10 protein-coding genes are annotated in these 13,133 nt (G+C 40.1%); 7 read left to right on the top strand and 3 right to left on the bottom strand.

The window, feature by feature from the left end:
• Positions 1 to 2,238, bottom strand: coding sequence for a 1,4-alpha-glucan branching protein GlgB (glgB, locus tag ICJ55_RS06195; protein ID WP_188156014.1), 2,238 nt, complete (start codon positions 2,236 to 2,238; stop codon positions 1 to 3).
• Positions 2,239 to 2,524: 286 nt separating this feature from the next.
• On the opposite strand from glgB, the gene fruB reads away from it, so the two are divergent.
• Genes fruB through ICJ55_RS06180 form a run of 3 tightly spaced genes read left to right on the top strand, consistent with a single transcriptional unit; the run spans position 2,525 to position 6,661 of the window.
• The gene (gene fruB, locus ICJ55_RS06190; RefSeq protein ID WP_188156013.1) at positions 2,525 to 4,000 is read left to right on the top strand and encodes a fused PTS fructose transporter subunit IIA/HPr protein; all 1,476 of its coding nucleotides are present in this window, start codon (positions 2,525 to 2,527) and stop codon (positions 3,998 to 4,000) included.
• A 9-nt stretch (positions 4,001 to 4,009) separates the two neighbouring features.
• Positions 4,010 to 4,942, top strand: a complete 933-nt coding sequence (gene fruK / locus ICJ55_RS06185) for a 1-phosphofructokinase (protein ID WP_188156012.1) — start codon at positions 4,010 to 4,012, stop codon at positions 4,940 to 4,942.
• A 60-nt stretch (positions 4,943 to 5,002) separates the two neighbouring features.
• Entirely contained in the window at positions 5,003 to 6,661 is a 1,659-nt protein-coding gene (locus ICJ55_RS06180) for a fructose-specific PTS transporter subunit EIIC (RefSeq protein ID WP_188156011.1), read from the top strand.
• Between the two features lie 55 nt (positions 6,662 to 6,716).
• Here ICJ55_RS06180 and rarD read toward each other — a convergent pair whose 3' ends face one another.
• A complete protein-coding gene (gene rarD / locus ICJ55_RS06175; protein ID WP_188156010.1) occupies positions 6,717 to 7,580 on the bottom strand; it encodes an EamA family transporter RarD in 864 nt (287 codons plus the stop codon).
• A 143-nt stretch (positions 7,581 to 7,723) separates the two neighbouring features.
• Here rarD and ICJ55_RS06170 point away from each other — a divergent pair, with 143 nt between their 5' ends.
• The 3 genes from ICJ55_RS06170 (at position 7,724) to ICJ55_RS06160 (ending at position 9,710) form a co-directional block, all read left to right on the top strand.
• The gene (locus ICJ55_RS06170) at positions 7,724 to 8,308 is read left to right on the top strand and encodes a LemA family protein (RefSeq protein WP_025217026.1); all 585 of its coding nucleotides are present in this window, start codon (positions 7,724 to 7,726) and stop codon (positions 8,306 to 8,308) included.
• Positions 8,309 to 8,388: 80 nt separating this feature from the next.
• Positions 8,389 to 8,847, top strand: coding sequence for a TPM domain-containing protein (locus ICJ55_RS06165; RefSeq protein WP_188156009.1), 459 nt, complete (start codon positions 8,389 to 8,391; stop codon positions 8,845 to 8,847).
• Positions 8,844 to 9,710, top strand: coding sequence for a TPM domain-containing protein (locus ICJ55_RS06160; protein WP_188156008.1), 867 nt, complete (start codon positions 8,844 to 8,846; stop codon positions 9,708 to 9,710). The genes ICJ55_RS06165 and ICJ55_RS06160 overlap by 4 nt, the downstream gene beginning before the upstream one ends.
• Positions 9,711 to 9,804: 94 nt before the next feature.
• On the opposite strand, the gene ICJ55_RS06155 is transcribed toward ICJ55_RS06160, so the two are convergent.
• On the bottom strand, positions 9,805 to 10,209 hold the full coding sequence (locus ICJ55_RS06155; RefSeq protein WP_188156007.1) for an FKBP-type peptidyl-prolyl cis-trans isomerase: 405 nt from the start codon (positions 10,207 to 10,209) through the stop codon (positions 9,805 to 9,807).
• Between the two features lie 178 nt (positions 10,210 to 10,387).
• Here ICJ55_RS06155 and ppc point away from each other — a divergent pair, with 178 nt between their 5' ends.
• A complete protein-coding gene (gene ppc, locus ICJ55_RS06150) occupies positions 10,388 to 13,027 on the top strand; it encodes a phosphoenolpyruvate carboxylase (RefSeq protein WP_188156006.1) in 2,640 nt (879 codons plus the stop codon).
• The last annotated feature ends 106 nt before the right edge of the window (positions 13,028 to 13,133 follow it).

Genomic DNA, 13,133 nt, shown 5'->3' with positions numbered 1-13,133 from the left:
CTACTTTGCTTTTTTAGTTACTTTTTTCTGCACAGCTTTTTGCTTTTTCGTTTTTGTAATAAAAATAGTTGATAACGGTGGTAATGTAATATTAATAGAATGACTTCTGCCGTGTGATTCCACTTCTTCAGTCGCAAATTTATCCTCATTACTTACATTACTTCCACAATAGCAAGCTAAATCAGAGTTTAATATTTCTTGATATTCGCCGGCTTCGTTCACACCGATGCGGTAATCTTTACGCACTACAGGGGTGAAATTACTTACCACAATCACGCTCTCACCATTTTTTGCTTTACGCTCAAAGGCAAATACAGAATTATCGTGATCGTCCACCACAAGCCATTCAAAACCTGCAGGGTCATAATCTTGCTCGAACAGTGCCGGTGTTTCGGTGTATAAACGGTTCAAGGCTTTCACCCAACCTAGTACACCTTTATGCCATTCTCCACCTTCTTCGCCAAGCAGATACCAATCCAAACTTTCTTCAAAATTCCACTCTTTGCCTTGTGCAAATTCATTGCCCATAAAGAGTAATTTCTTGCCCGGATAGCCCCACATATAGCCATAATAAGCCCGTAAGTTTGCAAATTTTTGCCAGCAGTCGCCCGGCATTTTATTCAATAATGAGCCCTTACCGTGTACCACTTCATCGTGTGAAAGCGGTAGCACGAATTTCTCGCTGTATTGGTAAGTCATTCCGAAGGTCATTAAATTATGGTGATAACGGCGATAAATCGGATCTTTCTGCATATAGCGTAAAGTATCGTTCATCCAGCCCATATTCCACTTGTAGTTAAATCCCAAGCCACCTTGTTCCGTAGGGTGTGAAACCCCTGCAAAAGAAGTCGATTCTTCAGCAATTGTTGCCCCACCTTGGCTTTCATCTCGCAGAATATTGTTGGTATGACGTAAGAAATCAATCGCTTCTAAATTTTCACGCCCGCCATATTTGTTTGCGATCCACTCACCGTCTGAACGAGAGTAATCACGGTAGATCATTGAAGCTACTGCATCCACCCGTAACGCATCAATACCGAAACGTTCGATCCAATACAACGCATTACCTGACAGATAATTATTCACTTCATTTCTGCCGTAATTAAAAATTAAAGTATTCCAATCTTTGTGGTAGCCCTCTTTCGGGTCAGCGTGTTCATAAAGATGTGTGCCATCAAAATAGACCAAACCGTGTTCATCAACCGGGAAATGCCCCACCACCCAGTCTAAAATCACGCCAATACCTTTATCGTGTGCTTTTTGGATAAAATAACGCAAGCCTTCGGGCGTGCCAAAACGGCTGGTTGGCGAGTAAATACCCGTAGTTTGATAACCCCAAGAGCCATCAAACGGAAATTCGGAAACAGGGAGCAATTCAATATGAGTAAACCCCATATCCTTCACATAAGGAATGAGTTCATCGGCTAATTCTTCGTAACTAAGCCAATAGTTATTTTCAACATTACGTCGCCAAGAGCCTAAATGGACTTCATAAACAGAAATCGGCTTATCCGGTGCGTTCGCATCACGACACGTATTTTCAACAGGTACGATGCTTGGCAGTCCTGAAACAATTGAGGCTGTATCAGGGCGGAATTGTGAGGCAAAAGCGTAAGGGTCAGATTTTAAACGTAACACGCCGTTGCTATCCAACACTTCAAATTTATAGCACGCTCCCTTTTTAACGTTCGGCAAAAAAATATCCCATATTCCTGAATCCGGGTGAAAACGCATTGAATGGACTAATCCATTCCAATGATTAAAATCGCCCACTACCGAAACACGCAAAGCATTAGGTGCCCAAACGCTAAAATGCACACCACCAACTTCATTTTGAGTAACTAAATGTGCCCCTAATTTTTCATAAGGGCGAAGCTGTTTACCTTCTGCAAATAGCCAATTATCCAGCTCTTGAATGTGAGTTTTGAAACGGTAAGGATCTTCAATATCTAAAGTTTCTCCGTCATAATCCACTAACAAGCGGTAAGAAAAATTAATTTTTTTACCGATGATTTTGGCAATAAAAAAACCTCTGTCATCAATCTTTAACATTGAAGACACAGGTTTTCCTTTTGAATCAATAACTTGACAAGCGATAGCTGAAGGGAGAAACGCTCTGATGACAATACCATTATCAATAGAATGAATGCCTAAATAGGAAAAAGGATCTTTACAATAACCGAGAGATAGTTGTTCGATAAAGGTTAAATCTCTGTCGGAGTAAATATAATCTTGCATAGGCACTCCTTGCTTAAACGTTTAATACTCATATTTTAGTAGTTCTACTCTATCACTAAATAAAAATAAAAGAAGTAGATTTATTCTGTTTTTTGACACAAATCACAAAATAATTTTTATAACTAAATCGTTTTAGTTCTTAGATAAAGAAATAATTATCAAATTTGTGAGCTAGATCACATTTTCATAAATTTTAATTTTATTTAGCTATAACGGTTTAGCAAAAATAGAGTAAACTAGCTCGCAAATTTAGTTTTAAAAATCAACCTTAAAATAAGGAGTTAAAATGCTTAATTTATCGGCAAAAAACATCCGTTTAAATAGCTCAGCAAATAGCAAAGAAGAGATTATTCGCCTTGTTGCAGCTGAATTAGTCGCAAATGGCAATGTTGCTGAGGGCTATGAAAGTGGAATGCTTGCCCGTGAAACCCAAACCTCAACATTCTTAGGCAACGGAATTGCCATTCCACACGGCACATTAGATACCCGTGATTTAGTTAAAGAAACAGGTGTGCAAATTATCCAATTACCAGAAGGTGTTGAATGGGGAGAAGGCAACAAAGCTTATGTCGTTATCGGTATTGCAGCAAAATCAGATGAGCATCTAACCTTACTTCGCCAACTTACCACTGTTTTAAGTGATGAAGAAGCCGCAAACCAACTTGCAAAAACACAAAATCTTGATGAATTTATTGCGGTTTTAAGCGGTAAGAAAAATCTCCCTACTCTTTGTGAAGAGCTTGTATCCTTAAACGTTGAATCTTCAAGCCTCATTACTCTCTCTGCAATTAACGCAGCAAAACTACAAGAAAAAGGCTATGTTTCCCAAGCATTTATGAGTGATGTTATTGCAAATAATGCTTTAAATTTAGGCAACAATCTATTTATTACAGATTCAGCTAAAGGCAACCAAGCCAACGGCTTAGCCGTTGCTCGTAATACACAAGGTCAAACGCTAGTTACCGTTGCTCAAACAGATAGCAGCTTACAGCCTCTATTAGCTCAATTATTAAAAGCAGACGTTCGTACTCAATTTGCTAATGCGAATGCCGCTCAAATTATCGCTTTATTAAAAGGCGAAACAGCAGAATTAAACACTCAAGCTTCTGCAAGTAACCAAGTTATTGGTACATTTACCATTCGTAACGACAACGGCTTACACGCTCGCCCGGCAGCACTTCTAGTACAAACGGTTAAACCATTCACATCAAAAATCACGGTTGAAAACTTAGACCGTAGCACACCACCAGCAAGTGCAAAAAGTGCGATGAAAGTGGTTGCTTTAGGAGCAAGTAAAGGACACCGTTTACGTTTTGTAGCTGAAGGTGATGATGCACAACAAGCAATTGAAGCATTACAAAAAGCAATTGTTGAAGGCTTAGGCGAAAGTGTTTCTTTTGTGCCGGAAATTGAAGATACAATTGAAAGTGCTTCTGTTTCTACACCGGTTCAAGCTGAAGCAGCTACCGTATCTACTCCTGTAGAAAACCAAAAAGAAGCGACATTCGTGATTAAAAACGAACACGGCTTACACGCTCGCCCAAGTGCCGTATTAGTAAACGAAGTGAAAAAATTCAATGCAAAAATTGAAGTGCAAAATGTTGATAAAAATTCACCGCTTGTCAGTGCTAAAAGCCTAATGAAAATTGTTGCCTTAGGTGTAACTAAAGGCACAACGCTGCGTTTTGTGGCAACAGGCGATGATGCTGAAGCGGCTCTTACTGCCATCGGTGCAGCAATTGAAGCAGGTTTAGGCGAATAAGGAAAAATTATGCGTATTGCAACTGTAACTCTAAACCCTGCCTTTGACTTAGTCGGACGACTAAAACGCATTGAAATTGGCGAAGTAAATACCGTTGAAACTTTAGGCTTATACCCTGCCGGCAAAGGTATTAATGTGGCAAAAGTGCTTGCGGATTTAGGCACAAACCTTGCTGTAACAGGCTTCTTAGGCGAAGAAAATCAAGGCTATTTCGTTAATGCGTTTAAACAGAATGGTTTAAATGATGAATTTTACCGTATTCAGGGTAAAACCCGCATCAACGTAAAAATCACTGAAACCGAAGCGGATGTAACCGATCTTAACTTCTTAGGCTTTGAAATTTCAGCTCAAAACTGGGAAAACTTTGTCGCACAATCTTCCCAATGGAAAGATAAATTTGACTTAATCGCAGTTTGTGGCTCTCTTCCTCGCGGTGTAAATCCAGAACAATTTGCCGAGTGGTTGGAATCTTTACATCAACAAGGGTTAAAAGTGGTGTTAGATACAAGTAATGCGGCTCTAACCTCTGGTTTAACCGCTCACCCTTGGCTAATCAAACCAAACCGCCGAGAACTTGAAGTATTGGTTGATCGTTCATTAAACTCAACCGAAGAGATTATTGATGCAGCCCAACAGTTACGCAATCAAGGTATTGAAAATGTCATTATTTCAATGGGTGAAAAAGGTTCGCTCTGGCTCAATAATGAAGGTGTTTTACAAGCTCAACCACCTCGTTGTGAAAATGTGGTGAGTACCGTAGGTGCAGGCGATTCAATGGTAGCTGGTTTGATTTACGGTTTTTCTCAAGATTGGAATAAAAGCCAAATCCTTAAATTTGCTTCGGCAACTTCTGCAAATGCAGTTGCTCAAAGCAACGTGGGCGTGGAAGATCGTAAAGTGATTGATGCACTTGCAGAACAAGTAAAAATTACAGAATTATAAAATATAGGGACGTACTTCGTGCGTCCTACAACGAATTTTATTTACATATAGGAACTCCAAATGAATATTTCTTTTGTCTTCCCTCAAACACTTGGTAACGCTCGCCGTTTCTTAGTGAATGAAGTATTAAGCACAGCCGCTAAACAGCAAGGCTACAATGTTGTACCTGCCAACCAAGCTGATTTTGTCGTGTTATTTGATAATAACATCGCCGCAGAAGCAGCAGGTAAGAAAGGAGCAATTTTAGATTTAGAGCAAGCCTTTACTCAACCTGAAGCTAGTATTAAACAAGCGGTCGAAAATGCACAAATTTTTGCAAATGCCACTACTACACCAACAATTTCTACTTCAGGCGTGAAGAACATCGTTGCAGTTACTGCTTGCCCAACAGGTGTGGCTCATACCTTTATGTCTGCCGAAGCGATTGAAAACTATGCGAAAGCTCAAGGCTGGAATGTGAAAGTTGAAACTCGTGGACAAGTGGGTGCAGGCAACCCGATTTCTGCTCAAGAAATTGCCGCAGCTGACTTGGTTTTCGTTGCCGCTGATATTGATGTGGATTTAGAGAAATTCAAAGGCAAACCGATGTATCGCACATCAACAGGTTTAGCTTTAAAGAAAACCGCCCAAGAGTTTGAAAAAGCCTTTGCACAAGCTAAAGTTTACGAAGGTGGTGTAACAAAAGCTGATAATGCAGAAACTGCAACAGGCGAGAAAAAAGGCTTATACAAGCACTTAATGACAGGCGTTTCGCATATGTTACCGCTTGTGGTTGCAGGTGGTTTGTTAATTGCTATCTCATTTATGTTTGGTATTGAAGCATTTAAAGATGAAACCATCGCAGGCGGATTACCGAAAGCATTAATGGACATCGGCGGCGGTGCAGCATTCCACTTAATGATTGCCGTATTCGCAGGCTATGTAGCCTTCTCTATTGCTGACCGCCCGGGTTTAGCGGTAGGTTTAATTGGCGGTATGCTGGCAACCACAGCCGGAGCTGGGATTTTAGGCGGTATCGTAGCGGGTTTCCTTGCCGGTTATACAGTGAAATTCTTAAACAGTGCAATCCAACTTCCACCAAGTTTAACTTCACTTAAACCAATTTTAATTTTACCGCTATTAGGTTCAGCGATTGTTGGATTATTAATGATTTACTTCATTAATCCACCGGTGAAAGCCTTAATGGACGCATTAGTAGAATGGTTAAACACAATGGGGCAAACCAATGCAATCATTTTAGGTATTGTACTAGGCACTATGATGTGTACCGATATGGGTGGTCCGGTGAATAAAGCGGCTTATACCTTCGGCGTGGGCTTAATTGCTTCACAACAATATATGCCAATGGCAGCGGTAATGGCAGCAGGTATGGTGCCACCAATTGGTATGGCTATTGCCACTTTAATTGCTCGCAACAAGTTCAACACCAACCAACGTGATGCGGGTAAAGCCTCATTTGTGCTAGGTTTATGCTTTATTTCAGAAGGTGCATTACCTTTTGTTGCAGCAGATCCTATCCGTGTAATCCTAAGCTCAATCTTAGGAGGTGCAACCGCAGGTGCAATTTCAATGGCTTTAGGCATTACCTTACAAGCCCCTCACGGTGGTTTATTCGTCATTCCATTTGTATCACAACCATTAATGTATTTAGCTGCAATCGCAATCGGCTCAGTAGTAACAGGTGTGGTTTACGCTACAATCAAACAAAAAGCGGAATAATTTACGAACAAAAAACGGAGCTAATGCTCCGTTTTTACTTTTATGTAATAGAAATTCACTTTCTTTCACGAAAACTATCCCAACTCAATAATCCAATCGAAACCAGCAAGCAGACCATTAAAATATAGGAGCTGGAATCCAGCGTTTCGCCGATAGCAAATGAAATCAGTAACATTACCAGCGGTTCAACATACCCTAGTAATCCCAATACATTAATTGGCAGTAAATTACTGGAGGCAATGTAAAGAATAAAAGCACTACCGCTCACTAAACCGAGTAATGCGAGGTAGAAATAGATATTTGGGTTTTCAATTACAACTTGGCTCATTTCTACTTGACTGAGATAATACAAAGCGAAAGGAAGCACCAGCACTAATTCCACAAAAAATGTGGCTAAGTTATTGATTTGAAAATAGCGGCGAAGGGTAATATAAATCGGATAGCCCAATCCCGCTACCCAAGTTGCCCAAGAAATTGCACCTGAAGTAACCAAACTGCTACCAACACCAATCACCGCAAAACCTAGCGAGAGCCATTTTAGCCGAGTGAACTGTTCTTTAAACACAATTTTACCCAGTGCAACTGCCACAATCGGTAACAAGAGATAGCCAATCGAAACTTGCAACGCCTGCCCTTGATTGGGTGCCCATAAAAATAACCAAAGTTGTACACCTGTATTGAACGCAAGCAATAAAATAACCAATACAAGCGGTGGATTTTCACGAATTTTTTGCAAAAGCCCATAGAAATGCTTGTGTTGCTTAAACAATATAATAGCAAGCAAAATAAATGGAATAACAACGACTATTCGAAAACCAAACATTGCTTCACCATCTAACGGGCGAAGCAATATCGCAAAATAATAAACTATCCCGAATAATAAATTCGCGGAGAGCGAAGCTAAAATTCCTTTGAGCATATGGGCTTTCTCATTAAAATTTGTAAATAATTCTCTGTCTTTTAATATGGTATGCAAAAATTTGTAAGTAATCTAGCTATATCAGGTATTTACCTATACAATAAACACAATTTTTCACTCTCTTTTATTTATAGGACTTAATAATGAAAAAGATTTTTTGGATTTTATTAATCGCTGTTCTTGCTGTTGGCGGTTATTCATTAACAAAATATAACGATTTAATGCGTGCAGAAGAAGACATCAACTCTGTGTGGGGTAATGTAGAATCTGCGTATCAACGCCGTGCGGATTTAATTCCAAACCTAGTAAACACCGTAAAAGGTCAAGCTAATTTTGAGAAAGAAACCTTAACCTCTGTGATTGAAGCTCGTGCGAAAGCAACTGCGGTAACTATTGACCCAAGTAATGCAACCGAAGAGCAAATGGCGAAATTCCAAGAAGCCCAACAAGGTGTAAACTCTGCCCTTTCACGCTTATTGGTTTCAGTTGAGAAATACCCTGAGTTAAAAGCACACGATGCGTTCTTAAATCTTCAAGCACAGTTAGAAGGTACAGAAAACCGCATTAACGTTGAACGCAATAACTTCAACGAAAAAGTGAAAGAATACAACAAGCAAGTGCGTGAATTCCCAACTAAATTAGCAGCAATGATTATGGGCTTTAAAGCAAAACCACAGTTCAAATCTGAAGCAGGCTCGGATAAAGCACCACAAGTAAACTTTAACTAAGTTGTATTAAATTATCTATATTTTAAAGCAATAAGCTCTTTCAAATTCGGTGCTTATTGCTTTATTTTTAAGGGGATCAAATGGGATTATTTTCTTTTCTTTCTAATCAATTACCTATTGATACTAAACTTATCGAACAAGCAATCTATCATTTAGAGCAGTGTACTTCTGCGGAATTGCGTGTGGTAGTGGAGCGAAAAGCTAAGATCGAGGAAATGCAAAATGCGGCTATGGTGCGTGCAAATCAACTATTTGATGAACTCAAAATGCGAGAAACCGCACAACGTAATGGTGTGTTGATTTATCTCTCATTTAAACCTCACTATGTTGCAGTAATTGGCGATGAAGGTATTCATCAAAAAGTAGGCGATGATTTTTGGCAAAAAATCTATCAAGCAATGTGTCTTGATTGCCAAAATGGTAATTATACTCAAGCAATTTGTGATGCCATTAAAATTGTGGAAGAGCCATTAGCCCATTATTTCCCTTATCAAGAAAATGATCAAAACGAGTTGTCTAATGAGGTGGTAATAAAATGATGAAATCTATTTGCAAAATTTCTCACTTTTTTGACCGCTTGTTATTCGTTCTACTGGCAGTATTTAGCGTAAATGCAGTGGCGGTAACTTATCCCGAGCCGCCAAAGCCGTTTTATTACATCACGGACTACACTAAAAACACGCTAAGCCAACAAGAATGGCGAACCTTAGAAGATGCCTTAATTGCTAACCGTGCTAAAACAAGCTCGCAAATTGCCGTCGTCATTGTACCAAGTACAGAAGGCGAAGCGGTTTCTACCTATGCACACACTCTATTTAATAAATGGGGAATTGGGCGTAGCAAAAACAACGAAAACAACGGGGTTTTATTACTGATCGCCAAAAATGATCGCAAACTCTTTATTGCAACTGGGCGAGGGTTAGAGGGTGCATTGCCGGATGCCATTGCATCAAGTATCATTCGAAATGACATCACCCCATTCTTCAAACAAGATCAATATGCAGCAGGGATTGCCCGTGGATTATCAGCTATTATGGCAGCCATTAACGGCGAATATGCCCCTTATGCAAGTTATGGCGAAGAAGCTCAAGAAGCATTTGATGATATTGACGGATTACTCTTTTTCCTCTTTGCAGGAATGGTGATCTTCCTCATATTCCGCCCACGCGATAATACTTACATTAGCCCAAGCTCAATGGATCAATTAGGAAAAGTGCTAAGGGAAAGCCAACGCAGAAGTGGCGGTTTCGGCAGACACTCAGGTGGATTTGGTGGTGGCTTCGGCGGCGGTCTAGGTGGTGGATTTGGCAGAGACTCCGGCGGCTTTGGCGGTAGTTTCGGCAGTGGCGATAGCTTCGGTGGCGGCTCATCAGGCGGTGGCGGTGCCGGTGGAAGCTGGTAATTCCACTTCAGTTCCGATATAGGAATAGCACAAAATACGAGCGGTCAAATTTGCAAAAAATATTACAAATTTGACCGCTTGTTTATTATTAAAACTAAGGATTAATTCTTAATAATTCTATACGATATAACACAGGCTTTTTAGCTTTACTTCCCTCTTCTTGGTAGCCTAAATGTTTAGGAATATTAAATTCATAAACTGAACCTACCGGCATCAGCATCAAACTTTGTTGAAGTCCCGGGAACATATCTCGCACAGGTAAAATTACAGGAACATTATTCAGCGTGCCTTCAAATGACTCGCCTTTCTCGTTATAAGATTTAAAACGAATTTCCACATCATCATTGATGCTCGGCTTTTTGCCATTGCTTGCTTTAATCACTTTATATTGCAAGCCTTGTTCCGTAGTTTGATAACTTTGATTAGCTGAAACGGCAGCAGGTAAACTCACTCCGCCAATTAATAATGCTAAACTAAAAGTATAAAATGATTTCATCATTTTCATCTGATTCCTCTCTTATGATAAAAAGACATTTAGTTGTTAATTGCAGATTAGACAACAATTTTTTTGTTTTTGATCATTTAATTCAAATTTTTAATTAAATCTATTTGCTATTTCTACCTATTTTAGGCATATTTAGACTTAATTAAATTTATGTTTACCATAGGAAATTTTTATGAATCAGCCATATTCAAGCATACATCATAATATTCAAATGTTAGGGGAATTTTTAGGCGAAACTATTCGTGATGCACAAGGCGACTATATTCTTGATTTAATTGAGAGTATTCGCGTTTTATCCAGAAATTCACGTTCCGGAGATGAAACAGCCCGTAAGCAATTATTAGATAAATTAGCCAATATTTCTAATGATGATGTATTACCTGTTGCTCGTGCTTTTAGTCATTTTTTAAATTTGACCAATATTGCGGAGCAGCATCAAACAGTTTCTCGCCACCATACTGATACGTCTTTGGGTAGCCGTTCATTAGATTCACTTTTTATTCGCTTAAAATCACAAGATATTCCTGTTGAAAAAGTGATTAAAACGGTTGAAAGCCTAATGATTGATTTAGTGCTAACAGCTCATCCTACGGAAGTAACTCGCCGTTCACTTGGACACAAACACGTTGAAATCAATAAATGTTTAGATCTTTTAGAACATAATGACTTAACTGAAGCAGAAAGTTATAAAATCAAACGCCGTTTAATGCAGCTGATTGCTCTAGCTTGGCACACCAATGAAATTAGAACTCAACGCCCAACACCTGTTGATGAAGCCAAAGGCGGTATGGCAGTCATTGAAAACAGCTTGTGGACTGCTGTGCCTGAGTTCTGCCGCCAACTCAATTTCTATTTAGAAAAACACTTTGGAGTACAATATCCTGTTAGCCTTGCTCCTGTTCGTTTTTCTTCTTGGATGGGTGGCGATCGTGATGGTAATCCGTTTGTAACCGCTGAAACCACTCGCCGTGTATTAAGAATGAATCGTTGGAAAGCGGCTGAGTTATTCTTGGAAGATATTAAACAGCTCACCGAAGAGCTCTCTATTACACAATGTACCCCAGACTTTCGTGCAAAATATGGCGAGCATTTAGAGCCTTATCGTGTGGTACTGAAAGCATTACGCCAGAAATTGGCTAATACCGAAATTTACTACGCAGAACTCTTAGAAGATAAAATCTCAACTATTGATGAAGCTGAAATTTTAACTTCAGATGATCAACTCTGGCAGCCTCTATTTGACTGTTATGAATCCTTACAAGCTTGTGGTATGCGAATTATCGCAAATGGTGCATTACTTGATTGCTTACGCCGAGTTAGATGCTTTGGTTTAGGGTTATCACGCTTAGATATTCGCCAAGAAAGTACTCGTCACGAAATGGCGATTGCAGAAATCACTCGCTATATCGGCTTAGGTGATTACTCGCATTGGACAGAAGATGATAAACAAGCCTTCTTAGTGCGTGAGCTTACCTCTCGCCGCCCATTAATTCCACATAACTGGACACCAAGCCCTGAAACCAAAGAGGTGCTAGATACTTGTAAAATCGTAGCAGAGCAACCTGAAGGCGTAATTTCTGCTTATGTGATTTCAATGGCTCGTGAAGCCTCAGACGTTCTAGCAGTGCATTTATTGCTCAAAGAAGCCGGCTGCAAATTCACTATTCCTGTTGCACCACTATTTGAAACTCTCGGCGATTTAGATCACAGTGAAAAAGTGATGACCGATTTATTTAATATCGGCTGGTATCGTGGCATTATCAATAATTACCAGATGATTATGATTGGCTATTCCGATTCTGCCAAAGACGCAGGAATGTTAGCCGCCGGCTGGGCACAATATCGAGCTCAAGAAGCGTTAGTCAATTTATGTGAAAAATACAATATTGAACTTACTCTGTTTCACGGGCGTGGTGGGACTATCGGACGTGGCGGAGCTCCGGCTCACGCTGCTCTACTCTCTCAACCTCCTCGTTCACTGAAAAATGGTTTACGAGTAACCGAGCAAGGCGAAATGATCCGCTTTAAATTAGGATTACCGGCTGTGGCAGTAGAAAGTTTAGAGCTTTACGCTAGTGCGATTTTAGAAGCGAATATTTTCCCTCCACCAGAGCCGAAACAAGAGTGGCGAGATGTATTAGCAAAAGGCTCGGAAATTTCCTGCCAAATTTACCGTGATATGGTACGTGGTGAAGCTGATTTCGTACCATATTTCAGAGCGGCAACGCCAGAGCAAGAGCTTTCTCGCTTACCGCTTGGCTCACGCCCGGCAAAACGTAATCCAAAAGGTGGCGTTGAAAGCTTAAGAGCTATCCCGTGGATTTTCGCTTGGATGCAAAACCGCCTAATGCTCCCTGCTTGGTTAGGTGCGGGGCAAGCATTGCAGCAACTCATTGACGAAGGCGATGAAAAACTATTAAAAGAGATGTGTAATGAATGGCCTTTCTTCTCAACACGTATTGGAATGCTTGAGATGGTATTTAGTAAAGCCGACGTTTGGTTGGCGGAATATTACGATCAACGTTTAGTTGATCCAAACTTGCACCGTTTAGGAAAAGCACTACGCACGCAATTACAAGCCGATCTCAAAACCGTACTCGCCCTTGCTCACGACGGTCAATTAATGGCAGATTTACCTTGGATTGCTGAATCCATTGCACTCCGTAACGTGTACACAGATCCGCTCAACTTACTACAGGTGGAATTATTGCACCGCATTCGTAGTCAAGGCGAAAATGTTGATCCTGAACTTGAGCAAGCCTTGATGATTACCATCACAGGTATCGCAGCAGGTATGCGAAATACAGGCTAGTTATGTTACAAGCGGTTAAATTGATTAAGAAATTTGCAAAATTCTGAATAAATAAGACCGCTTGTGTAAGCAAAAAAGCCATTTGAGGAAACTCAAATGGCTTTTA

It is taken from the genome of Mannheimia bovis, from assembly GCF_014541205.1.
Lineage (GTDB): Bacteria > Pseudomonadota > Gammaproteobacteria > Enterobacterales > Pasteurellaceae > Mannheimia > Mannheimia bovis.
The sequence above is the reverse complement of the archived record's forward strand: the minus strand, read 5'-3'. Positions and strand labels throughout refer to the sequence as shown.